Source organism: Coriobacteriia bacterium (assembly GCA_013334745.1).
In the GTDB taxonomy this organism is placed as follows: domain Bacteria; phylum Actinomycetota; class Coriobacteriia; order Anaerosomatales; family JAAXUF01; genus JAAXWY01.
In genome coordinates this window covers 137,512-163,980 of sequence record JAAXWY010000002.1, presented here as the reverse complement: position 1 = coordinate 163,980, position 26,469 = coordinate 137,512, and the positions used below count along the sequence as shown (strand labels likewise).

The 26,469-nt window shown below is 65.4% G+C and carries 10 protein-coding genes; 5 read left to right on the top strand and 5 right to left on the bottom strand.

What is annotated here, in order from left to right; genetic code table 11:
• From HGB10_01680 to HGB10_01665, 4 genes are all read left to right on the top strand, one after another.
• Nucleotides 1-7,548 (top strand): leucine-rich repeat protein (locus tag HGB10_01680; GenBank protein ID NTU70525.1); only part of this gene is annotated, 7,548 nt, incomplete at its 5' end.
• Nucleotides 7,549-7,918: 370 nt separating this feature from the next.
• A complete protein-coding gene (locus HGB10_01675; GenBank protein ID NTU70524.1) occupies nucleotides 7,919-12,250 on the top strand; it encodes a cadherin-like domain-containing protein in 4,332 nt (1,443 codons plus the stop codon).
• A gap of 209 nt (nucleotides 12,251-12,459) precedes the next feature.
• Complete coding sequence (locus HGB10_01670; protein ID NTU70523.1) at nucleotides 12,460-18,687, top strand: leucine-rich repeat protein; 6,228 nt, start codon at nucleotides 12,460-12,462, stop codon at nucleotides 18,685-18,687.
• Between the two features lie 224 nt (nucleotides 18,688-18,911).
• Nucleotides 18,912-20,129 (top strand): D-alanine--D-alanine ligase, encoded by a 1,218-nt coding sequence (locus HGB10_01665; protein ID NTU70522.1) that lies wholly within the window; start codon nucleotides 18,912-18,914, stop codon nucleotides 20,127-20,129.
• A gap of 24 nt (nucleotides 20,130-20,153) precedes the next feature.
• Here HGB10_01665 and HGB10_01660 read toward each other — a convergent pair whose 3' ends face one another.
• The 3 genes from HGB10_01660 to HGB10_01650 all read right to left on the bottom strand — a co-directional run bounded on the left by HGB10_01660 (nucleotide 20,154) and on the right by HGB10_01650 (nucleotide 21,780).
• Complete coding sequence (locus HGB10_01660; protein ID NTU70521.1) at nucleotides 20,154-20,381, bottom strand: CopG family transcriptional regulator; 228 nt, start codon at nucleotides 20,379-20,381, stop codon at nucleotides 20,154-20,156.
• Entirely contained in the window at nucleotides 20,368-20,637 is a 270-nt protein-coding gene (locus tag HGB10_01655) for a BrnT family toxin (GenBank protein NTU70520.1), read from the bottom strand. Before HGB10_01655 ends, HGB10_01660 begins: the two co-directional genes overlap by 14 nt.
• Before the next feature lie 195 nt (nucleotides 20,638-20,832).
• Nucleotides 20,833-21,780: a D-alanine--D-alanine ligase gene (locus HGB10_01650; protein ID NTU70519.1), complete on the bottom strand. Its 948-nt coding sequence runs from the start codon at nucleotides 21,778-21,780 to the stop codon at nucleotides 20,833-20,835.
• Between the two features lie 181 nt (nucleotides 21,781-21,961).
• On the opposite strand from HGB10_01650, the gene HGB10_01645 reads away from it, so the two are divergent.
• Nucleotides 21,962-22,669, top strand: coding sequence for a HAMP domain-containing histidine kinase (locus tag HGB10_01645; GenBank protein ID NTU70518.1), 708 nt, complete (start codon nucleotides 21,962-21,964; stop codon nucleotides 22,667-22,669).
• A 19-nt stretch (nucleotides 22,670-22,688) separates the two neighbouring features.
• Here HGB10_01645 and HGB10_01640 read toward each other — a convergent pair whose 3' ends face one another.
• The gene (locus HGB10_01640) at nucleotides 22,689-25,343 is read right to left on the bottom strand and encodes a cation-translocating P-type ATPase (protein ID NTU70517.1); all 2,655 of its coding nucleotides are present in this window, start codon (nucleotides 25,341-25,343) and stop codon (nucleotides 22,689-22,691) included.
• 203 nt (nucleotides 25,344-25,546) lie between these two features.
• Entirely contained in the window at nucleotides 25,547-26,404 is an 858-nt protein-coding gene (locus tag HGB10_01635; protein NTU70516.1) for a hypothetical protein, read from the bottom strand.
• Nucleotides 26,405-26,469 lie beyond the last annotated feature (65 nt).

Here is a 26,469-nt window from a genome sequence, read left to right as displayed (position 1 = left end):
CTCGCGATCTTCATGGCGGTCTTCCTCATCGCAACGCCCGCCTTCGCGGCGGGCTACTCCTGGTCGTGGTCGTTAGGCAGCGGCCCGGGGTCCGGGGAGTACGAGTTCAGCATGCCCCGCGGCGTTGCGACCGACTCCTGGGGCAACATCTACATAGCCGACTTCCTGAACGGCCGCGTCGTGAAGTACACAAGTGATGGCACCTACATGACCCAATTCGGTGGCCTCGTGACGCCACGGGGTGTCGCGGTCGACTCGCAAGGATACATCTACATCGCGGACTGGATTCGTGACCGGGTCGTCAAGCTCGACTCGGACGGCAACGTGGTTGGCGAGAACACCTTCGGTGATGGGCCCACCGCTGTCGCCGTGGACTCCGATGACAACGTGTACGTCGGATACGCCGGCACAACCGCCGACTGGATGCAGCACGTGACCAAGTTCGACTCGCAGCTCAACGAGATCTTCAGCTGGGGCTCTCTAGGGAGCGGCGACTACGGGTTCAACAACATCTCGGGAGTGGCTGCGGGCTCATCGGGCTATGTCTACGTGGTCGACGAGAACAACGCACGTGTCCAGAAGTTCTCCACCTCCAACAGCGAGGCGACACTCGTCTCCACACTTGGGAGCGCCGGAACCGGCGAAACGCAGTTCGGGAGCACGGCCGGGGTTGCCGTGGACGCCGCTGGCAACGTGTTCGTTGTAGACTCCGGCAACAATCGCGTCGCCGAGTACAACTCTTCCGATGAATTCGTGCGCGCATGGGGCTCCGAGGGCAGCGGCGATGGGGAGTTCAGCGAGCCTGGCGGAATAGGAACCGACGCAGCAGGCAACGTCTTCGTCACGGACACCTACAACTTCCGCCTCCAGAAGTTCAGTCCCACCTTCACGCTCACCTACGCCGCAGGAACCGGCGGCTCGATCGAGGGCTCGGCCACACAGATGGTCGCTGCCAGCTCTGACGGCACAACCGTGACCGCGTCGCCGGCAGCGGGCTATCACTTCACAGGTTGGAGCGACGACGTACTCACCGCCGAGCGGCGAGATACCGATGTTGTCGCCGACAAGTCGGTCACAGCCAGCTTCGCTGCAGACCCGGCCCGGTTTACGCTCGAGTACACCGCAGGCCCCGGAGGATCGATCGTCGGATCTACGACGCAATCGGTTACTGAAGGCTCGTACGGCACCACCGTGACCGCAGTGCCTGACGCCGGCTACGAATTCGCAGGCTGGAGCGACCTCGTCTTGGCAGCGTCGCGTTCGGACTTCGCCACCAAGACCGTGACCGCGAGCTTCACTACCTCGTGGAGCTACACCCTTGACCTCGAGGGCAACGCGACCATCACCGGCTACACCGGGTCCGACACCACCGTCACCGTGCCTTCAGCCCTCGGGGTTCATCCCGTGGTGGCCATCGGGGATAGCGCGCTCACTGGCGACCCATTGAGGAGCGTCACCATCCCGAGCGGCGTGAAGACGATTGGCAAGTTCGCGTTCAGGGACTGCGCCTCGCTCACGGATGTCACCCTGGCCGAGGGAATCGAGTCGATTGGCGAGAGCGCATTCGACGGATGCGGCGCGCTCGCTGCCGCCCACTTGCCCGAGAGTCTACGCACCCTCGGCGACTGGGCCTTCTTGGACTGCACCTCACTGAGCGAAGCCTCGATGCACGCTGGAATCACCTCGTGGGGCAAGGGCACCTTCTACCACACGGGCCTCATAACGTTCGCCGTTCCCGAGGGCTACACCACCCTGCCCTTGCAGACCTTCGGCAACTGCGGCTCGCTTACCTCAGTCACGCTCCCGAGTACGTTGACGACTCTGGGCGGCGGCGTCTTCGCTGAATGCGGTCAGCTCACCGGCGTGACGCTTCCTGAGTCGCTGACCACCTTGTCTCCTGCGGGATACCAGTTCACCCAGTGCCAGAGTCTCGCGGGCACGTTCACCATCCCGTCGGGTGTGACGTCGATCCCTGAGGGGTTCCTCCTCTACACCCCCCTGGTGACCTCAGTTGAGATTCCCAGCGGCGTCACGTCGATCGGCGGCTTCGCGTTCAACGGGTCCGGACTTACCTCGGTCACTGTCCCCGCATCGGTCACGACGCTCGGCGACAACGCCTTCGCCTGGATGCCGGGCCTGACATCGGTTCGCTTCCTCGGCAACAAGCCGTCGTGCGGCGCGAATCTGTTCTATGACGCCGCCCCGACCTTCTCGGCGTATCGCTACTTTGGCGCCAAGAACTGGCCGACCACGCCTGGCATGTGGACGCCGAACGGCACCGCGGCTGACGGCGACTACCCGATTGCCTACATCGATCCGCACCATGCGCTCACGTTCATCGCGGGCACGGGCGGCTCGCTGGAGGGCTCGACAACGCAGGTGGTCCTCGACGGTCAGTCCAGCAGTGACGTCACCGCGCTCGCAGGTGTCGGCTATCGGTTCGAGCACTGGTCGGACACGGGAGGCGGCGCGTCGACCGCTAACCCGATCAGCGTGCTCGTATCGGTGGACGAGACCTACTCCGCGCACTTCGCCTACGGCAACAACGACTGGTGGTGGACGGCCGGAGGCCCGAGCTCGGGCAGCGGCGACAACCAGTTCAACGAACCGCGTGGCATCGCACTGGACTCGTCGAACAACTCCTACGTCACCGACTTCTATAACAACCGGGTCATGAAGTACGCGAGCGACGGCACGTATCTGTCGCAGTTCGGCGGCTTCAATAAGCCGTGGGGCATCGGGGTGGACTCGGCAGGCAACATCTACGTCGCCGACTGCTACAACCACCGCGTCGTGAAGCTCGCCCCCAACGGCACGGTGCTTGGCACCAAGTCCGACGGCAGTTGGCCCACGGGTGTGGCTGTCGACTCGAACGACAACGTCTACGTGAGCTACATGTACGCGCAGCGCGTCATCAAGTACGACGACAGCCTCAACGAGATCACGCGTTGGGGTGGCACGTACGGCGCGGGCGACGGCGAGTTCAAGAACATCGTCGGTGTTGGTGTGGATGCCTCCGGCTATGTCTACGTGGCCGATCAGGAGAACAAGCGGATCCAGAAGTTCACGACCTCCGGCGCGTTCGTCTCGAAGTTCGGCAGCGCCGGCTCGGGCGATACGCAGTTCAACTACACGGGCGGCGTCTCCGTCGATTCGAACGGCTTCGTGTACGTGGTCGACGGCGGCAACAGTCGCATCGTCGTGTACGACGAGAGCGACAACTACGTGAAGCAGTGGGGAATCGCCGGCAGCTCAAACGGCGAGTTCTCCTCCCCCAACGGCATCGCGATCGACTCGGCGGGTAACGCCTACGTCGCCGACACGTACAACCACCGCATCCAGAAGTTCGGCGACACGTGCACCTTCGCCTACGCCGCGGGGACCGGCGGCTCGGTGACCGGGACGTCTCCTCAGATGGTGGCGTTGGGCCTGGACGGAACGAGCGTCACCGCGATACCAGCGAGCGGCTACCACTTCACCGGCTGGAGTGACGGTGTACCGACCGCAGAGCGCCAAGACCTCGCGGTGTCCGGCGATAAGTTCTTCACGGCCAACTTCGCCCTCAACACCTACTCGATCAGCGGCGCGGTCACCAGCGCCGAGTCGCTCGGACTCGTCTCGGGCGCGACCGTCGATCTGTGCAACCCCGAGAACGGCACTGTCATCGCCTCGACAACCACGAGTGAGCTGGGTCTCTACTCGTTCAGCGTGAGCGTGGACACCGACTACGTGCTGAAGTTCTCGAAGGACCGCTACGTCACCGAGTGGCACGCCGATGAAACCGGCTACGCCACCGCAACCTCGGTGCGCGCGACGGAAGCGAGCCCTGATCCCGTCGTGGATGCGGCGATCGCGCCGCTCTCGATCTCCGGCTACGTGACCGACTTCTTGGGCGCCCCGATCGAGGGAGCCAAAGTCGAGTTCCGACACTGGAGCGACGCCGGCTACATGTCCTACGCCTGGGAGACCGTCACCGATGAAGCCGGCCGATACACGTCGGGCGCGTCACTTGAGCCCGAGCGGGGCTACATGGTGAACTTCTCCAAGTCCGGCTACCAGTCCATGACGTTTGAGAATCAGCCGATCGCCCATCGAGGCGACGTCACCCAGGTGACGCTGACGGCTGCTGACGGGCCTCGCGCGAGCATCAGCGCAACACTGGGTCCCCTCTGCTCGATCGAGGGAACCGTCACGAGCGATGACTCGAGCCTGCCAATCGGCTCGGCCCTGGTCCACGCCACCAACACCACCACAGACTACGGCGACACCTACGGGATGACCGACGAGTTCGGGCACTACGACATCCCCGCGTACGCCGGCGTCGACTATCGCATCGTCGTCTACGCCACGGGCTTCGTGAGCGAGTTCTACGACGACGTGGCGCTCGCGGAAGACGCGACGCTCGTCACACCGCTCAACACGGCTCCAACCGTCGTCGCCAACATGAGCCTCGCGACCGCGCCTTACTACTCCATCACCGGCACCATCACCGACTCCGTCACGTCCGATCCGATCGCCGATCAGACGGTCGAGATCTGGAAGTGGAACGACACTGACGCAATCTGGGAGGACTGGGACAGCCTCTCGACCGACGAGAACGGCGCCTATCTCTACGAGCCGTGGGCACCGGGCCAGTACCGGCTCCAGTTCCTGCCCGAAACCCACCTCGAGAAGTGGCACGAGAACGCGGCGTCGATCGATGACGCGACAACCATCGAACTGATCCCTGACGCCCGTGAGGCCACAGCCGACGCGACGCTCGCGCCGGTGCCGGTGCCGCAGATCAAGGGCCGCGTCACGGACCCGGATGGCAATCCGGTCGAGGACGTCTCGGTGTGGATCACCCCTGACGGGGACTTCTACCCCGAACTCGCGACCTTCACCGACGTCAACGGCGAGTACTCGATTCCCGCCGAAATCGACACCGCGTACAGGCTCTACACCGAGAGCACCGACCTTCTCATGGGCCAGTGGTACGCCAACACCGACTACGACAACGCCACCGACATCACTCCCACCTCCGAGACCCCCGAGCAGGTCGTCAACATCACGCCGGACTGGATTCGGTACGCGGGTGTCGTGACCGATCGCGAGAGCGGCGATCCGATCAGCGGCGTGACCGTTCAGGCCTGGATTCCGTTCTGGAATTCCTGGATCTCACAGGCAACGACTCTGACCGCCTCGGACGGCTCGTACTCGCTGCCCGTTCCGGGCAATACGGAGTACGTCGTCTGGTTCGTCAAGGACGGCTACTTCTACCAGGGCGGCAACACGGGTCGGTGGATCGATTCCGACGCTTCGCCGTACAGCCTGGACACGTCCATGTCAGCGTGGGCCTACGAGTTCGATATCGATGGCAACGCCACGATCACCGACTACACCGGCCTCGACTCGACCCTCACCATCCCGTCCGCGTTCGAGGGGCATCCCGTGGTCGCGATCGCCAATCAGGCGTTCGACACGAGCAACTCCCTGAAGAGCGTCACCGTCCCGGCCGGCGTGACCCGCATAGGCGACCTCGCGTTCTGGGGCTGCGAGAACATGACCGAAGTATCGCTGCCGGATGGGCTGACAAGCATCGGAGGCTCTGCCTTCCAGGCTTGCTACAGTCTGCAATCCGTGACGCTGCCGGATGGGCTGAGCACCATCGGAGAAGGCGCATTCGCGAGTTGTACGAGCATGACGAGCGTCTCCCTGCCTGACAGCGTGACATCCCTAGGCGCGAGCGCATTCAACAACTGCTCCAGTCTAGTGAGCGTGGCCGTACCGTCCGGCATCACGGACCTCGGCAGCGGTACGTTCGGGGCCTGCTCGCAGCTGACGAGCGTGACGTTGCCGGCGACCCTCGAAACGATTGGCGAGGGCGCCTTCCGGGACTGCTCCAGCCTGCCGAGCGTCACCATCCCGGCGAGCGTTACCGACATCGGTAGCGTCGCGTTCTACAACTGCCCGAGCATGACCGCCGCGTACTTCCTTGGGAATGCGCCGACAACTATCGGGGCCTCAGCATTCACCGACGTGGCTGAGTCGTTCACCATCTACTACTACCGCGCGGCTACCGGGTTCCCGGCGGTGCCGGGTCCGTGGACACCGGACGGTGAAGAGTGGGGCAGCAGCTATCCGACCGCCTACATCGACGCTGACGATCCCATCACCTCGCACACCGTCAGCTACGTTGCCACCACTGGTGGCTCGATCGAGGGCTCGGCGACGCAGGTCGTCGAGGATGGCGGGTCCGCGTTGACCGTAACCGCGACCGCCGATGCCGGCTACCGCTTCACGCAGTGGTCCGACGAGTCGGCGGCTGCAGCGCGCACCGACACCAACGTCACGGCAGACGCGATCTACACGGCTGCGTTCGCTCCGTTCGCGTCCAACCCCGACACATTCACCGCACAGGCCAACGAGACGGCGACGGTCGCCGCTCCGGGCGTGCTTTCCAACGACGCCGGCGTCACCGCTGTCGAGATCGTGTCGGGCACCGAACACGGCGACGTGGTGTTGGGCGCCGACGGGGGCTTCTCCTACACGCCGGACATGAACTACTCCGGCACCGATACCTTCACCTACCGAGCAAGCGACGGCGTGCTCTGGACTGAGCCGGTGACGGTCACCATCACAGTGCCACAGCGCGGCTACCAGGCGATTGAGGGCACGATCACGGCGGGCGGCGCTCCGCTTGGCCACATCGTCGTGACCGCATTCGACGCGGCAAACGACCTCTACGAGCAGAGTGTGTTCACCGACGCGGCCGGTCATTATCGACTTGTGGCGCGCTCGGGCTACCACCACCTGCGCTTCACGAAGGCCGCCGATGGAGTGCTCGCAGCGGACTTGGCGCAGTACTACCGTCACGTCGAGAAGATCACCGACGCACCGCTGCTGCGGCTGCTCGCGACAGAAGCGCTCGTCGTCTCCGACGATCTGACTCCGATGACCAAGCCTACCGCCAGCATCACGGGCACGGTCACGGCCAGTGGCGTCGCTCAGAATCGTGTGGTGGTCACAGCTTATGACGCGACGACCCATCGGGACGTGAAAGGCGTGTTCACCAACGCATCCGGTGGTTACTCCATCTCCGGCATCCCCGCAGGTACCTATCACGTGCGCTTCTCGGGTACGACACCCGCGAGCATGACTCAGTACTTCGACCACAAGGCGCCGATCACCGAGGCCACCGTGCTGACGCTGGCTGCCGGCGGAACACTCACGGTCTCGGCTGATCTTGTGGCCTCACCGCCGACGGCACAGACCATCAGCGGCACGATCACCAACGCCGAGGTGCCCCTGAACCGCGTCGTGGTCACGGCATTCGATGCGACCACGCACGCGTACGTGAAGGCGACGTTCACCAACGCACTGGGCGTCTACTCGATCTCGGGAATTCCGGCGGGTACCTACCACCTGCGCTTCACGGGCACGACACCGTCGAACCTGACGCAGTTCTACGACCACCAGGCACGTATCAACGCGGCGACACCGCTCACGCTCGACCCGGGAGCGACGCTCACGGTCACGACCGACTTGAGCGGACCGATCACGCCGTAGCGCGGCTGCCCCGCCGCACTCGCACTCAAGGCCTCGTCGCAAGAGCGGCGGGGCCTTTGGTGTGGACGACGCCGTGCGCATCTGATGCGTTTCCCGACCCCGCGTTTAGATGCCGACGTGGTCTGGGTATGCATATCTACAGCAAGTTGATCGCACGCTCAGGGGGGGCCTGGGCGCTTCGCTCCGAAAGGGGCGCGATCGAAGTGGGGGACTACACCGCGAAGGGGCGCTCGCGTATGTACGCGTGCGTCCGCGCGTCTGTGACCGCAAAGTCGGAACGCTCCAGCACACGAAGATGCTCGCCGGGCAGGCGGGCCCATTACTGGAGCGCGCGACCGATCAGCGGACGCGCGCAGGCAGGGGGACGACGATGACCGCGTCGGCGAAGGCTTCTGGAGTCAGGTCCACGTTCACGGCAGTGGTGCTGGCGCTCGCCTGCCTGCTGGCCCTGGCAGCGCCAGGGTTCACGACGAAGGCAATGGCGGCCGTATTCTCGACTCCGAGGGCGGATACTTGGGGCACGAATGGTACCGTCTACGCAGTTCAACCGGCTGCCGACGGCGGCGTCTACATCGGCGGCAGGTTCTCCAGCGTTGCGCCGACGAGTACGGGCTCCGGTGCCGTGTTGAACACATCTGACGCCCTCTTGGCGTCGCACCTGCAGGTCACTGGTGGCGCCATCGAGACCGCCATCGCTGACGGCAGCGGCGGATACTACATCGGTGGCGGGTTCACGGCAGTGGGGGGCGTGGGCCGTAACTGCATCGCCCACATCCTGGCGGACGGAACACTCGACCTGAGCTGGAATCCGAATGCGAACAGCTACGTCAAAGCCCTCGCGGTCGACGGCTCGACCGTCTACGTGGGTGGCTATTTCTCGACCATCGGTGGGGCGGCGCGCCGCAATATCGCGGCGCTCGATGCTTCTGCCGGCTCGACCGGGACGGCGACGGCGTGGGATCCAAGCGCGAATACCATCGTCATGGCCCTCGCCGTCGACGGCTCGACCGTCTACGCGGGTGGCGACTTCACGACCATCGGTGGCGCGACGCGCAACTACATCGCCGCACTCGACGCCTCGGCTGGCTCGACCGGGACGGCGACGGCGTGGAATCCGAATGCCAATGCGAGCGTCTACACCCTCGCTGTCGACGGCTCGACCGTCTACGCGGGCGGCAACTTCTGGACCATCGGTGGGGCGGCGCGCAACGACATCGCCGCACTCGACGCCTCGGCTGGGTCGACCGGGACGGCGACCGCGTGGAACCCGAATGCCAATTCCGGCGTCCGCGCCATCGCCGTCGACGGATCGACCGTCTATGTCGGTGGTTACTTCACGACTATTGGCGGCGCGACACGCAGCGGCATCGCAGCACTGGACGCCGCAGCTGGCGCGACCGGGACGGCGACTGCGTGGAACCCGAACTCGAGTGACGGCATTCTGGCGCTCGCGGTCGACGGCTCGACGGTCTACGCTGCTGGCAACTTCACCTCCGCCACCATTGGCGGCGCGACACGCAGCGGCATCGCAGCACTCGACGCCTCCGCCGGCTCGACCGGGACGGCGACGGCGTGGAATCCGCGCCCGGATGGCATGGTCCTCACCCTCGCAACCGACGGCTCGACGATATATGCAGGTGGTAGGTTCACATCCCTCGGTGCCGTGACACGCAACAACCTCGCAAAACTCAAGGCCGACGGCACGCTGGATCTCGACTGGGATCCGAACGCGGGTGATGCCGTGTACGCCCTCGCGGTAGACGGCTCGACCGTCTACGCAGGTGGCGACTTCAGGGCCATCGGTGGCGAGGCACGCGGTTGCATCGCGGCACTCAACGCTTCGGCCGGCTCCACCGGGACGGCGACCGCGTGGAATCCGAATGCCAATGCCAGCGTCTACACCCTCGCTGTCGACGGCTCGACCGTCTACGCCGGTGGCGGATTCAGGACCATCGGTGGGGCGGCGCGCAACTACATCGCGGCACTAGACAACTCGACCGGAGCAGCGACCGCGTGGGATCCGAACGCGAGTGGCCCCGGTGGGGAGTTCGAATCGCGCTGTCAAGTCAACGCCCTCGCGGTCGACGGATCGACAGTCTATGCCGGTGGCAACTTCTCGACCATCGGTGGGGCGGCGCGCAACTACATCGCGGCACTAGACAACTCGACCGGAGCAGCGACCGCGTGGGATCCGAACGCGAGTGGCCCCGTTGCGGAGTTCCCCTTCGAATCGCGCTCTGCCGTCTGCGCCATCGCGGTTGACGGATCAACGGTCTACGCCGCTGGCGAATTCACCAACATCGGCGGCGTGGCACGCAATAACCTCGCCGCACTGGACGCTTCGGTCGGCTCCACCGGGACGGCAACGGCGTGGAACCCGGGCGCTGGCGGCGCGGTCAGGGTCCTAGCCGTTGACGGCTCGACCGTCTACGCGGGTGGGGACTTCACGACCATCGGCAGCGTGGCACGCAACAACCTCGCCGCACTGGACGCTTCGGTCGGCTCCACCGGGACGGCAACGGCGTGGGATCCGAACGCGAATTACGGGGTCAATGCCCTCGCTATCGACGGCTCAACGCTCTATGCGAGTGGCAGCTTCACTACCGTCGGTGGCATGGTGAAGTCCGGCTTCGCAGCATTCGAGCCCGCCCCCTACACGGTCGCCTTCGTCACCGACGGGACCCCCGGCTCTTGGGTCACCAGCTCAACGCAGACGGTCCTTGAAGGCATGTCGGCAGCGGCCGTCACCGCGATGGCTCCTGCCAACTACCACTTCGTGAACTGGACCGGCACGGGCGGATTCACTCCGACTATCGCCAACCCACTGACGCTCATGAACGTGACTGCAGATATCACACTCACGGCCAACTACGCGATCGATGAGTTCACGGTGACGTTCGACTCACAGAGCGGCAGCGAGGTCTCGCCGGTCACCGGCGTGGACTACGACACTGCTCTTGGTGCCGGCATGCCCGCCGATCCCACGCGTGAGCACTACACCTTCGCCGGCTGGAACACGGCAGCCGACGGCACGGGGACCGCGTTCGACGCAGCCACGCATGTGACCGGTGATGTCACCGTCTACGCGATGTGGACGATCGACACGTACACGCTGACCTACTCGGCAGACCCCCACGGCTCCGTCGAGGGCTCGGCAACGCAGGTCGTGGACTACAACACCTCCGGCATCGAAGTGCAGGCCAAGGGCATCACGGGCTACCACTTCGTGAAGTGGTCCGACGACGTGATGACGGCCAAGCGCACGGATGCTGATGTGAAGGCCAACGTCACGGTCGAGGCGCAGTTCGCTATCGACACCCACACCCTGACCTACACCGCCGACACCGGCGGCAGCATCGACGGCTCTGCAACGCAGGTCATCGATTACGATGCCTCCGGATCCGAAGTCGCGGCCCACGCCGGCTCCGGCTATCGCTTCTTGAAGTGGTCCAATGAGTCGACGATCAACCCGCGCACCGATGCCCACGTGACCGATGACGCGACCTACACCGCGCTATTCGAGCCTTTCGCGGCTCGCCCTGACACGTTCACCGCTCAGCCCAACGAGACCACGATCGTCACAGCACCAGGCGTGCTTGCAAACGACGCCAACGTCACCGCGGTCGAGCTCATCACGGGCACCGAGCACGGTGACGTGGTGCTCGACTCGACCGGTGGATTCGTCTACACGCCGGACATGAACTACTCGGGCACCGACACGTTCACCTATCGCGGCAGTGACAGCGGGATGTGGACTGAGTCGGCCACAGTCACCATCACGGTCCTGCCGCGCACCTACCAGGCGATTGAGGGTACCGTCACGGTGGAAGGCGCGCCGCTATCGCGCATCGTAGTCGCCGCGTTCGATGCGGCAAACGATCGGCACCAGCAGGGGGTCTTCACGGATGCCAACGGGCGCTATCGCCTGTGGGTTCCCTCGGGCTACTACCACCTGCGCTTCACGCGTGCGGCCGATGCTCAGTATGCGGAGGCCATCGACCAGTACTACCGCCACGTCCAGAAGCTCACCGACGCACCAATGCTCAGGCTGCTGCCCGCCGAGGCGCTCGTCGTTTCCGACGACCTGACGCCGATCGCGAAGCCCGTCGCGAGCATCACCGGTACGATCACAGCCAGCGGCCTGCCGCTGGAGCGCATCGTGGTCACGGCGTATGACTCGACGACGCACAGAGACGTCAAGGGCGTGTTCACCAACGCATCCGGCGCCTACTCCATCACCGGAATCCCGGCAGGCACCTATCACGTGCGCTTCGGCGTGAGCTCGCCTGCGAGCATGACGCAGTACTTCGACCACAAGGTGCCGATCAGCGAGGCGACGGTCCTGACGCTTACCGCGGGCGGAACGCTCACGGTCTCCTCGGACCTCGCACCCGCCGCAACCCAGACAATCAGCGGCACGATCACCAACTCCGAGCTGCCGATGAGCCGCATCGTGGTCACGGCGTTCGATGCGACCACGCATGCGTACGTGAAGGCGACGTTCACCAACGCGTCGGGCGTCTACTCGATATCGGGCATCCCGGCAGGGACCTATCACCTGCGCTTCACGGGTACCACTCCATCGAATCTGACGCAGTTCTACGACCACCAGGCACGAATCGGGAACGCGGCGCCCCTGTCGCTTGACCCGGGTGCCACGCTCACGGTCACGACCGACTTGAGCGGACCGATCGCTCCGTAGCGCGGCTGCCCCGCCGCGTTCGCAAACGAGGCCCCGTCGCGCAAGCGGCGGGGCCTCTGTGCGGGTAGCAGCAACCCCCGCAAACTGCGCCGCCTGCCTCGCCGTTTAGTAGACCCAGACATTGGGGTAATTGCCTCTCGAGGGACAGGGGCTGTATGCCCGCGGGGCTGTCTCTTCTTCGGCAGTTGAAGATTGAGGGGGCTCTAGCCATGAGTAGTCGCTGTCTCGCGCCGTCACTTGGTGGCGCACGCCGCTGGACCCGGGGAATCATCCTCGCAGCCTCACTTGCTTTGTTGCTCGCTCCCGTCGTGGCAAGCGCCACGACGTCGACGAGCGTGGGCGTGGGCGCGACTCCGATCGGCGTCGTATGCAATCCCAACACGAACATGGTCTACACGAGCAACTACGACAGCGGCAACGTGACGGCCATCAACGGAGCCACCGGCTCCGTGGTCGGCACATTCACGGTAGGGGCCAATCCGAAAGCACTCGTCGTTGACCGAGTACGCAACAAGCTGTTCGTTGCCAATGCGGGGCCCAACAACAGTGGGACGACCGTATCGGCGATCGACCTGGCCACGAATGCGGTCTCAAGCATCACGGTCGGAACCGGTCCCCTCGATCTCGTAGTCGACGAGGTCGCAGGGCGCCTCTACGTCGCCAACTTCTGGTCGCACAACGTCACAGTGATCGATGCGGCCACGAGCCTGGTCACGACGACGGTTGCGGTAGGGCAGTTCCCGAACGCGATAGCGCTGAACAACACATCGCACAAGGTGTACACAACGAATCAGGACGGCAACTCCGTCACCGTGATTGATGCGGCCGCTGGGTTCACATCGACATCCATTGGGGTCGGCTGGGAGCCGCGTGCTGTTGACGTCAACCAGACTACCGGCGAGGTGTACGTCTGCGATCACAACGGCGTCAGCGTCATAGACGGCACCACCAACGAGTTCAAACGCACCGCCGAGGCCGGTAACATCTCGCAGACGGTCGCCGTCGATGAGGTGACCGGCAAGGTGTACGTGGCGAACCAGCTTTCGTCCGACGTCACCGTGATCGACGTGGTGGGTGGCTACACCACGAAGCAGCTCATGACGGGTGGGCAGCCAACGGCTTTGGCCATCAACTCGTCGCTCGGCAAGATCTACGTGTCGTGCGTGGCGGATGGCTGGGTGCGAGTAATCGACCGCACTACCGACGCCATGATCGATAAGGTCACGGTTGGGCTCCATCCGTTCGGCATGGCGCTGAACGAGACCGACCGTAAGGTCTACACCGCAAACTCCGGCGCCAGCACCGTCAGCTGGTTCCAGGCGCCTCCGCCGCCGGTCACCGTGCGCTACAGAGCGGGTGCAGGTGGTTCGCTTGAGGGCTCCGCGACGCAGAGTGTGGAGCCTGGGGGCTCCGCCACCGAGGTCGAAGCCAAGCCGGATACCGGCTACCGCTTCGTCAACTGGACGGGCACCGGCTCAATCGAGACCACGACCGCCAACCCACTCACGGTGGAGAACGTCACCGAGGACGCTACCTACACCGCCAACTTCACGACCGACTGGACCTACAGGCTCGATGGCGACGACAACGCCACCATCATCGGCTACGCGGGTACCGACACGACTATCACCATTCCAGCCGTCATTGACGGCTACCCCGTCGTCGCCATCGACGACCTCGTGTTCCTATACAGGACTGATCTGACGAGCGTGAGCATCCCCGAGGGCGTGACCAGCATTGGCGCGTATGCGTTCTACGGCTGCTCGAGCCTGACGAGCATGAGCATCCCTGCCGGGGTGACCTCCATTCGCGACTATACGTTCTACGGGTGTTCGAGCCTGACGGACGTGGCCCTCCCTGAGGGTCTGAACAGCATCGGTTTTCAGGCTTTCCGGGCATGCTCGAACCTGACTAGTGTGACGTTCCCAAGCAGCCTGACGAGCATCGGCGAGGGCGCGTACGAGTGGTGCTCGAACCTGACAGATGTGACGATTCCCGCTGGCGTAACCAGCGTCGGCAGGGTCGCGTTCTACGGGTGCGAGAGATTGACTTCGGCCACGTTCTTGGGCAATGCACCCACGACAAGCGGCGCATACATGTTCTCGGGCGCGTGGGGGATCGTCGTCCATCACTACCGCGCTGCCACCGGCTTCCCGACTCCTCCGGCGCCATGGGCGCCGACCGGCAACCCGGACGAGGGCAGCGTCCCGACCGCCTACCTCGATCCGTTGGTGGCCTTTGTCGCCGACACCGGCGGCTCGATTGAGGGCTCAGCGACTCAGATTGTGGCAACCGGTTCGGACTGCTCGGCTGTTACCGCGAACCAGGACACCGGACACCACTTCACCAACTGGACCGGTACGGGTTCTTTCGAGACCACGACTGCCAATCCACTCACGGTCACCAACGTCACCGCCGACACGACCGTGACCGCGCACTTCGCTCCCGATACGTTCACGGTGAGCTTCGACTCGATGGGCGGCAGCGACGTCTCGCCGGTCTCCGGTGTCGAGTACGACACCCCGTTGGGCGCCGGGATGCCCGCCGATCCGACGCTCGCGCAGCACACGTTCGTGGGCTGGAACACGGCCTCGGATGGGACGGGTACGGCGTTTGACGCGACCACGCCGGTAACGACGGGTATCACCGTCTACGCGCAGTGGGCGGCCACCACCTACACCGTCAGCTTCGAGGCGGGTAAGGGCGGCACGGTCGAGGGTGCGACCCCGCAGGTCGTCGAGAGCGGCTCAGGCTCCTCTGAAGTCACCGCCACGGCCGGCCCCGGGTATCACTTCGAGAACTGGACCGGCACGGGGTCCTTCGAGACCACGACGGCAAACCCGCTCACCGTCACCAACGTCACCGCTGATATGACCGTGACCGCGAGCTTCGCGATCAACGTCTACCGCGTCGCCTACAGGGCGGGCATTGGCGGAGTGGTGAGCGACGGCCAGAGCACCGCGACTGTGCTCGCACAGAACGTCGAGTACGGGAGCGACGCCAGCGCCGTCTCCGCCCTCGCTGACGACGGCTACCGCTTCGTGAAGTGGAGTGACGAGTCCACGGCGAATCCGAGGACCGACACGGTGGTGTCCTCCAACGCTACCTACACCGCGAACTTCGAGCTCACGGGTGTTCCCATCACCGCCACGACTCCGTCGGACGGCACGTTCCTCGACAAGTGGGGCTCCGGGGGCGACCTCGAGCCCGGCATCGAGACCGCGCCGCTCGGTATCGCGGTCGCGCCCAATGGCGACGTCTACGTTTCCGACTTGCTCAGCAGGCGCGTACGGTACTTTAACTCCGCTGGTGTGTACCAGGGCGAGTGGAACGGCGCGGACTCGGCCATTTCTCCTCTCAGCCGTCCGTTCGGTATCGCGGTCGCGCCCAATGGCGACGTCTACGTGTCCGACATGGACACCGGCCTTGTTCAGTACTTCGACTCCAACGGCGCATACCAGGGCTACTGGGGCGGGTACGGCTCGCAAGACGGCGAGATGAAGAACCCCACCGGCCTCGCAATTGCACCCAACGGCGACGTCTATGTATCGGATGCTGAGAACAACCGCATCCAGTACTTCAGCGCCACGGGCACGTACAAGGGCCAATGGAACAGCGAGGGCACCGAGGCGGGAACGCTCAGCATGCCGTACGGACTCGCTGTCGCGCCGAACGGCGACGTCTACGTGGCCGATGCCGGCAACGGTCGTATCCAGTACTTCGACTCCACCGGGACATACAAGGGACAGTTGGGCGGGCCGGGTACCGATGACGGTCAGTTCTCAACTCCCGTATTCGTGAGCGTCGCACCCAACAGCGATGTGTACGTGACGGATATGGAGGGCAACCGCGTAGAGTGGTTCAGTGCCACGGGAACCTACCTCGGCCAATGGGGCACTGGGGGCGTAAACGACGGCCAGTTCTCCCAGCCGACCGGAATCGCCATCGCACCGAACGGCGACGCCTACGTGGCGGACATGCAGAACTCCCGCATCCAACACTTCGGTGCGCGTGGAACGATCACGCCCTCCGGCGCAACACGCGTCGCCGAGAACGGCGATGCGACGTTCACCGTGACGCCTGACGCCGGCTACCACCTCAAGGATGTGACCGTCGATGGCGAGCCCGCGACGCTGACCGACGGCCGCTACTCATTCACGGGCGTCAACGAGCCGCACGTCATCTCGGCGACCTTCGAGCAGGACTTCCCCATCACCGCCTACACGTCCTCCAACGGCGAGTACCTAGGCACACTCGAGTCCACCGGCGCCGGTGTTGCCGTCGCACCGAACGGCATCGTGTACGTTGCTGATTCACGAGCCAATCGTATCCGGTACTACAGTTCCAGCGGCGACCTACTCGGCTCGTGGGGTGGCCCAGGCTTTGGCGATGGCGAGTTTGACGGCCTGGCGGACGTCGCAGTCGCCCCCAACGGGGACGTCTACGCCACCGATCAGTGGAACGGTCGCGTCCAGTACTTTGATGCCACCGGCACCTACAAAGGGCAGTGGGGCAGTCGAGGTGTCGGCGGCCAGTTCGGCTCAGTTATAGGTGTCGCCATCGCGTCCGACGGCACCGTCTACGTGACCGATGGGATCCTCCATAGCGTCCAGTACTTCACTCCCACCGGCGAGTACAAGGGCAGGTGGGGCGCCGAGGGAACCGACGACGGACAGTTCCAGACCCCCGTCGGCATCGCAGTCGCACCAAGCGGCGACGTGTACGTCGGCGATGTACGGAACTACCGAGTGCAGTACTTCAGTTCCACAGGGACCTACAAGGGCCAGTGGGGTACCGAGGGGACTGGCGCGGGCCAGTTCTACAGGCTCATGCTTCTTGACGTCGCCCCCAACGGCGATGTGTACGTCCCCGACGTCAACGATGACGACCCGAGTGCCTCTCGCGTCCAGTACTTCAGCGCAACGGGAACCTACCGAGGTCAGCTCGGCGGTGGGGGCTCCGGAGTCGGGCAGTTCACGATGCCGCTTTGCGTCGCATTCGCACCGAATGGGCACGCGTACGTCTCGGACTTTGCGAGCGCCACGGTCCAGTACTTCGGAGCGCGCGGCACGATCAGCCCTGCCGGAGTGACGCGCTTCGCTCCAGGCGCTGACGCCACGTTCGCCGTGACGCCGGATGCCGGCTACAAGGTCGCCTCGGTCCTCGTCGACGACGAGCCCGTGTCGTTGACGGACGGGGTCTACACCTTCACCAACGTGACCGGTGCACACAGCATCGTCGCCGCGTTCGAACTCGACCTCACCGCCAACGACGACGCCTATGACGCCTCCGCCAACGAGACGACGACCGTGGACGCTCCCGGCGTGCTGGGCAACGACAGCGGGTCGGGTCTGAGCGCTCAGCTCGAAAGCGGCGTCTCGCACGGCGCTCTCTCGCTTTCCGCCGACGGCGGCTTCACCTACGCGCCGGACATGAACTACAGCGGCACGGACGCCTTCACCTACTCCGTAACGAACGGCGACCTCACTAGTGCCCCGGCGACGGTCACCATCTCGGTCCTGCCTCGCCCCTACCAGGCGATCGAGGGCACCATCACCGCGGGCGGGGCTCCGCTTGGGCGCATCGTGGTCACGGCATTCGATGCGGCCAACGACCGCTACGAGCAAAGCGTGTTCACCGACGCCGCCGGGCGCTATCGCCTGTGGGTGCGCTCGGGCTACCACCACCTCCGATTCACCAAGGCGGCCGACGGCGTGCTCGCCGAGGGCCTCGAGCAGTACTACCGCCACGTGGTCAAGATCACCGACGCACCGCTGCTCAGATTGCTCGCAACCGAGGCCCTCGTAGTCTCCGATGACCTTACGCCGATGACCAAGCCGGCGGCCAGCATCACCGGTACGGTCACAGCGAGCGGTCTGCCGCTCGAGCGCATCGTGGTCACAGCGTATGACTCGACGACGCACAGGGACGTCAAGGGCGTGTTCACCGACGCAGCCGGTGGTTACTCCATCACCGGTATCCCGGCGGGTACCTACCACGTGCGCTTCGGCGTGACGTCACCTGCAAGCATGACGCAGTACTTCGACCACAAGGTGCCGATCAGCGAGGCGACAGTGCTGACGCTGACCGCTGGTGGGACGCTCACGGTCTCATCGGACCTGGCTCCTGCCGCGACCCAGACCATCTCGGGCGTTGTCACCGCCTCAGAGGTGCCGCAGAACCGCATCGTGGTGAGCGTGTTCAACGCGACCACGCACGCGCACGTGAAGGGTGTGTTCACCAACGCGAATGGCGAGTACTCGATCTCCGGCATCCCGGCCGGCACCTACCACCTGCGCTTCACGGGCACGACGCCGTCGAACCTGACGCAGTTCTACGACCACCAGGCACGTATCGCCAATGCGAGCGTGCTCGCGCTCGATCCCGGAGCGACATTGACGGTCACGACCGACCTGAGCGGCGTGATCGCTCCGTAGCGCAGCTGCCTGGCTGCGCTCGCACTCGAGGCCCCGTCGCAGCTGCGGCGGGGCCTTGGCGCGAATAGCGGCGAGACGCGAGTCGCGCTAGTCTTTCATGCGGGTCGCCGTGCGGCGACGAACAAAAGCAACAGCCCGCGAACAGGTCACCATGACCTCGGGGATGCATGAGAGACTGAGCGCCGCACTTTGGGCGACGTTTCGAACGACGTGGAGGGAACACAGTGGGCAACGCCATAGTCGCGGTCATCTTCGGAGGCCGCTCCGCCGAGCACGAGGTATCGATTCTCACCGCGCACGAGGCCATGGCGGTCCTGCGCGAGATGGACGGCTACGACGTCGTCCCCGTCTACGTCACCAAGTCCGGCCGCTGGCTGACCGGCGAGGCACTCAACGTCCTCGACAAGTTCGCGGATCCCGAGACCCTCGAAGCCGACTGCCGCCCCATCTCGCTTCGCCCCATGGAGCGTGAGGTCTTCACCTCCGAGAAGACCGGCCTGTTCGCGAAGGCCGAGACCATCGCGGTCGACGTCGCACTCCCCCTCATCCACGGCCCCAACGGCGAGGACGGCACGCTGCAGGGCGCGCTCGACATGCTCGGCATTCCGTACGCGATGTCGGGTGTGCTCGCCTCGGCGCTGTGCATGAACAAGGTCGCCACCAAGCAGATGCTCATCGCCGCCGGGCTCGCTCAGGTCCCCTACGTCGTCGCGACTCGCGCCGGCTGGAGCGCGGATCCCGGCCGTGAGCTCGCAAAGGTCGACGCGCTCGCCGAAGGCGCGCTGTTCGTGAAGCCCGTTCGCGGCGGATCGAGCATCGGCATCACCTTCGTCGAGGATCGCGAAGCGCTCGCGACCGCCATCGAGCTCGCGCTGCGCTTCGATGAAGAGGCGGTCATCGAGACCGCCATCATGGGGGCCGCCGAGGTGAACTGCTCGGTGCTGAAGTACGGCGACACCGTCGAGGCGAGCGTGCTCGAGCTCGTCGATGCCTCCGGCGGATTCCTCACCTACGAGCAGAAGTACCTCGCGTGGAGCACCGGTGGCGGAGCCAAGGGCGCGCCCGTGAAGGGTGCGCCGGTCAAAGGCGCTCCTGCCGAGGGCGTGCAGGGACATCGCATCCCCGCGCCGATCTCCGATGAGCTCACCGCGCGCATCCAGGCCGACGCCAAGCGCGCGTTCACCGCGTGCACGTGCGATGGGCTCGTGCGCGTCGACTTCCTGGTGAAGGACGACGAGGTCACCGTCAACGAGATCAACACCGTGCCCGGCTCGCTCGCCTTCTACCTGTGGGAGGCAAGCGGCGTGGCGTTTCCGGAGCTGCTCGACCGCCTGCTCGGCTCGGCGCTCAAGCACGCCGCCGCCCGCATGTCGCTCACGTTCTCGCTGGACCGCAATCTGCTTGCCGACATCGAAGCCGCGAAGGGCACGAAGCGAGTGTAGTTGGCAGTCCGCGCGCCATTGGCTTCAGCCCGCCCGTTCCAGACGTTCTGCAATCCACACCTTGATGATCGACTGCCGAGTCACGCCCAGCCGCCCTGCCTCGCGATCGAGCGACTCGACCATCCACAGGGGGAAGTCGACATTGACGCGCTTCTGTTCGCGGTTCGGACGTACGGCCGCGGACAAGTCGAACTCGTCGATGACGTCGTCCGCGCCCTCGTCAAACCGCCTATCGAGCTCACTCGCCTTCATACTCTTCGACCTCCCGAGGTCGTGAACGTCGGACCGAGATGAGGCGGATTGCATCGCCTCGATAGGTCGCGATCGCCGACCAATGCCGGCCCTCAATGAGCCCGACGAACAGGAATCGCGCCTCGCCCGTCAAGCGGGCCTGGACTCGCAGGATTTCGTCATCGAGCCATAGATTCTGGGCCTCGATGGAATCGATTCCGTGCTTCGCCTTGTTCGCGGCGCTCTTCGCTGCATCGAATTCGAAGAAGTGCGACATCTTCGCCTCTATTGCGATGTCAGGTATAGAAACTATACCTTTTCGGGATAGAGTGCTAGCGACATTCTGCTGAGCGGCAGCCAGGTCGGGTGCACGCATGTCGTCCTCAAGCACGTGGCTGAAACCGTGGACGTCTCACGGTGCCGGGTCTCTCCAAACCGATCCCAAACAGAGTTCTACCGGCAGGCGTCGCCGTTATCCCCGCGCGAGCGCCGCGCTCACGATGCGGTCGACGTACTCCTCGAAGCTGATGCCAGCGGCCTCGGCGCTCATCGCGAGCACGCTGGTCTCGGTGAGGCCGGGCGACGTCGAGCACTCGAGCACGTAGGGCGTGCCGTCAGCGGCGACCACCATGTCGACTCGGCTGACGTCGCGACAACCCAGCGAGGTGTACACGCGGGTCGCGATCTCGGTGGCGCGAGCCGCTACGTCTTCGGGCAAACGGGCGGGCACGAAGTACTCGGTTTCACCCGGCGTGTACATGGACTCGTAGTCGTAGAGGCCGGCTTTCGGCGCGATCTCGACCGCGGGCAGTGCCTCGGTGCCGTTCGGGCCGTCGAGAATCGGGATGGCTATCTCGGTTCCGTCGATCCACTTCTCGACGAGCACCTTGCTGTCGTAGCCGAGTCCCGTGAGCATCGCCTCGGCGAGTCCCTTGGCGTCGCTCACGCGCGACAGTCCGAGCGCAGAGCCCTGCTCGGCAGGCTTTACCGCGACCGGGAAGCCGCCGATCTCCTCGCCTACCAGGTCGAGCGCGGATGCGGCGCCCATCTCCTTGATCGCCTCGGCGGAGAACGCGATCCACGGCGGCGTGGGGATGTCGTTGGTGAGGAAGAGCCGCTTGGTGAGGTCCTTGTCCCACGCGAGCATCGACGCGAGCACGCCCGGGCCGGTGTAGGGGATCTTGAGGAACTCGAGCAGCTCCTGGATCATGCCGTCCTCGCCAAACTTGCCGTGCAGCGTGATGTAGACGGCGTCAGGGCGCTCGGAGCGAAGAGTGTCGACGAGCTTGGGGACGAGGTCGAGCGCGAGTACGTGGTGTCCGCGCGCTTCGAGCGCAGCGACCACGCGGGCACCGGACTGCAGCGAGATTTCGCGCTCAAGCGAGCGCCCGCCCATGAGAACCGCGATCTTCTTCGCCACGCGCCGTATCCTCTCAACGCACCTCGCCGCTCGAAGCGGCCCGCTTCAGCGAACAGTCTACCCGAGTACGCAGCCGATTCCCGCCGTGCTCGGTCGGTATTCGCGCTCCTTCACACGCTCTCGCTATCATGTGGGCACGGCGCGCGACCCTCACACCGCGCCGCTGAAGGGATGGTCGCCCGTGGCATCCGCACCTCACGACAGACACGATGGCCCACCCGTCTCACGGGAGGAGTTCGCCGTCTTCGCTCACGAGCTTCGCGGCGCGCTGACGGTCATCTCGGGATACAGCGACATCCTGCGCAGGCCCCTGCACGACGACGACCGAGTGGCAGCGCTCGACGGCATCCGCAGGGCGGTCCAGCGTGCGGATGCGCTGTGTTCGGCGGTTCTGGCGGGCGAGCCGGTCCGCACGCAGGCGGCTGTGCCGCGCTCCCCGCTCAGACTGTGGGCGCTCGCGGAACACGTGGCCGCCGAGCAGCGCGCCGCGACCGGTCGTACTGTCGTCGTTGAAGCGCCTGATGATGCGGCTGTGGTCGGCGACGAGCAAGCACTCGCGCGCGTGCTCTCAAACCTTGTGAGCAACGCTGCGAAGTACTCCCCCGCCGAGTCGGTGGTCACGATCCGGGTCGCGAGCGAGGTCTCGCAATCCATGGGCAACATCGCGGTACTCGAGGTGAGCGACCGCGGCTCCGGCATACCGAGCGAAGACCACGAGCGTCTGTTCGAGCCGTTCGAGCGCCTCGATCGCGATGCCGAGCTACCGGGTACCGGTCTGGGGCTCTCGATCGTGGCGTCGGTGGTCGGCGCGCACGGCGGCACCGCTCGGATCCTCGATCGACCCGGAGGCGGCACCACCGTGCGCATCGAGCTGCCGCTCACGCACTAGTGGGCGTACGACTGCTTCCCTACGCGGCGCGCAGCCGTGCGTCCTTGCGTCGCTTGAGTATCTTCTCGACCTCGACCGCCCAGAACACGATGGTCGACATCGCGAGAGCGACCGCGAGTTCGACACCGGTGAGCGGCTGCGTCTTGAACACGGTCTGGAACATCGGCACGTAGATCGTCGCGAACTGCATCACGATGGTGAGCAGGACAGCCCAGGTGAGCGGCTTGTTCGAGCCGAGTCCCTGGCTGAAGAGCGACTGCCGGTCCGAACGGATCGCAAGCACGTGGCCCATCTGCGAGAAGCACAGCACGGTGAAGACCATCGTCTGCCAGTGCCAGCCCATTCTCAGCGCGAGCGCCTGCGTCACAAGCGACGCGCCACCCATCAGCAGTCCAACCCACACGAGGTGCACCGCAAGCCCGTCGGCGAAGATGCTCTCCTTCGGGGGGCGCGGGGGGCGCTCCATGATGCCCTTCTCTTGCGGCTCCGAGCCCAGCGCGAGCCCGGGGAGACCATCGGTCACCAGGTTGATCCAGAGGATGTGAATCGGGAGCAACGGGATCGGCAGACCAAAGAACGGCGCGAGCAGGATCGTCCATATCTCGCCGGAGTTCGACGCCATCGCGTACTTGATGAACTTGCGGATGTTGTCGAAGATGCGCCGGCCTTCTCGGACGGCCGCGACGATCGATGCGAAGTTGTCGTCGAGCAGCACCATCGCCGCGGCTTCCTTGGCCACGTCGGTGCCAGTGACCCCCATCGCGATGCCGATGTCGGCACGCGCCAGCGCGGGCGCATCGTTGACCCCGTCACCGGTCATGGCGACGAACTCGCCCTTGTCCTGCAGCGCCTGCACGATCTTGAGCTTCTGCTCGGGAGCGACACGCGCGTATACGCGCACTTCCTCCACGCGGGTCTCGAACTCCTCGAGGCTCATCGCGTCGAGTTCGGCGCCGGTCATCATCTCGTGCTCATGCTCCGCGATTCCCAGCCTGCGAGCGATCGCAAGCGCGGTCGCCGGGTGGTCGCCGGTGATCATGACCGGGACGATGCCGGCCTTGATGCACTCAGCGACAGCGACGGCCGCCTCAGGACGCGGCGGATCCGCGAGTCCCACGAAGCCGAGCAGCACCAGGTCGGTCTCGATACCGTCGTAGTGGTCCTCCGACGGCAGTGCGGTCAGCTCGCGCGTCGCGAAGGCGAGCACGCGCAGACCGTCGGCCGACCACGCGTCGATGAGCGCCTGCGCGGCTGCCCGGTCGATATCGACGATGCTGCCGTCGGCCGCGAGCGCACCGACCGACCGGTCGACGACCGACTCCGCGGCGCCCTTCGTGAACGCCGCGTACGAGCCGTTCTCGGCGGTGTGCACCGTGGTCATCAGCTTGCGGTCCGAGTCGAACGGGATCTCGGCGGAGCGAGGCAGGGTCGATTCGATCGCGGCCCGCTCGTAGCCCGCCTCGAGCGCCCCGACCAGGAACGCCACCTCGGTCGGATCGCCCACGTAGTCGCCGTGTTCGCCGGTGACGTCGTTGGAGACCGCCATCGCGATCGACAGTCTGTCCCACGCGGTGTCGCCCGCGCCCTTGGCAGGCAGCTTCTCGGCGGGCTGCAGCGCAGAGCCCGTGGCCGCGCGCTCCACGGTCATGCAGTTGACGGTCAGAGTGCCGGTCTTGTCGGTACAGACGAACGTGACCGAGCCGAGCGTCTCGACCGCCGGCAACTTGCGCACCAGCGTGTTGGTCTTTACGAGTCGTCGTGCGCCGAATGCCAGTGTGATGGTGGCGACCGCCGGGAGTGCCTCGGGAACGGCTGCGACCGCAAGGCTCACCGAGGTCAGGAACATGTCGAGGACGTTCTCGCCTCGCAGCACTCCAATCGCGAAGACGAGGCCGCACAGTCCCACCGCAGCGATGCCGAGGCCCTTGCCGAACGCCGCGAGTCGCTTCTGCAGCGGCGTCTTCACGTCACCGGTCGACTCGAGCAGGTTCGCGATGCGGCCGAGTTCGGTCTGCAGCCCGACCGACGTGACGAGACCCAGTCCGCGACCGTAGACGATCTGCGTGCCCTTGTACGCCATATTGCGGCGGTCGCCGAGCGACGCGTCCGGCGCCACGACGGCCGAGGCGTCCTTCTCCACCGGCACCGACTCGCCGGTGAGCGCGGCCTCGGCAGCGCGCAGGCTCGCGGTCTCCACCAGACGGATGTCGGCGGGTACGACCCGCCCTGCGTCGAGCACCACGATGTCGCCGAGCGTGAGCTCCGACGCGGGTATCTCGGTGACGACGCCATCGCGGCGCACTGCGGCCGTCTCGGCGGCCATCTGCCGAAGCGCCTCCATCGCGCGCTCAGCGCGGTACTCCTGGACGACGCCCATGACGGCGTTGAGCACGACGATCACGAGGATGGCGATCGTATCGGCGACTTCTCCGAGCACGCCTGAGATCACGGCGGCCGTGAGCAACAGCAGAATCAGGAAGTCCTTGAACTGGTCGGCGATCATCGCCAGGATCGAGCGGGTCTCGGCCTCGGGCAACTCGTTGGGGCCGATCTCGGCGAGCCGGGCCGCTGCATCGGCGGCGCCGAGCCCCTCGGGTGAGCTCGCAACGGCGCTGAGCGCCTCGTCCACCGTAAGTGCATGCGGTGATTCGGGCGTAGTGGGAACGCTGGGCATGCGCAATCCTCCTCGCGCGGCGTGGCCGCGGTCGTCGAAGGTCTCGCTAGGGATCGGGTTCTCCGTTGCAGGACCGGAGCCTTCGGTGGCTCGTGATGACGGCCTGCATCCCGACGAAACACTCGTCGGGCAGCTACTCCCCTTCGCAGGCGATGGTACCCCAACGAGCAGCGTGCGGCGAGAAGGTCAGGCGGGGAGGTGAGCTAGAGAAGCCGCCCGAACCGCAGGTAGTCGAGCACGAACAACGTGCCCCACCAGATGAAGACGCCGGCGAACACCACGATCGCTCCTTTGAGCATCGCCGATGAGAGCAGACCCGCACGGTGCCGCCTCTCGCTGGCTCGGCTCGCCAGCCACACGCCCACGATGAGGAAGATGCCGATGACGCCGAGAGCGAGCCCGGCGAACACGAAGATGGTGTATTGCAGCGTCTCGTACATAACCGCGTCAGCGGGCAACTGCTCGAACTGCCAGATCGCGACTCCCGAGAGAATCGCCCACAGCCCGAGATAGACCAGGTAGGGCCACCACGGAGCGCCATAACGCCTCGTGCCGTCATCGAATTCGGCGTCGTCGTCCGTGTGGACTGATCCCGGGGCTATGTCGTCGAGAGTCGACTCCGCACCCACCTGAGCGTCTGCCGCGGCGACCGCGGCTGCGATGTCGTCGATATCGTCGTCAGCAGCTGCGTCCGCCCCCTCGGCGGTCTCCGCAGCTTCGGTGACCTCGGTGACTTCTGCGGCATCGCTTGGCTCGGTCTCGTCGGCCTGCGACCCCTCTGCGACATCCGGCTGCGTGTCGGCGTCTTCAACGAGGGGCTCATCGGCGGCTGAGGAGGTGACATCCGAGTCCGGCCCAGCGGCTGGCTCCGGCTCGGCAGCTGGCTCCGCCTCGAGCTCCTGCTGAATCGCGGCGATTTCAGGCTCCGGCTCGACCGCCGGCTCCGTCTGAGTTTCCGCCTCACCCAGCACAATCAGGTCGGCTGACATCGGCTCGCCAGGGACGGGAACCGACTCGATGCCGTCCGCTCCCTCGCCCACACCGTCCTCGATCTCCCCCATGCACCTCTCCTCAATCGCCTTCGGTGAGTCTACGCACCCGAGGCGTTCCGCTCAACTACGCGTTG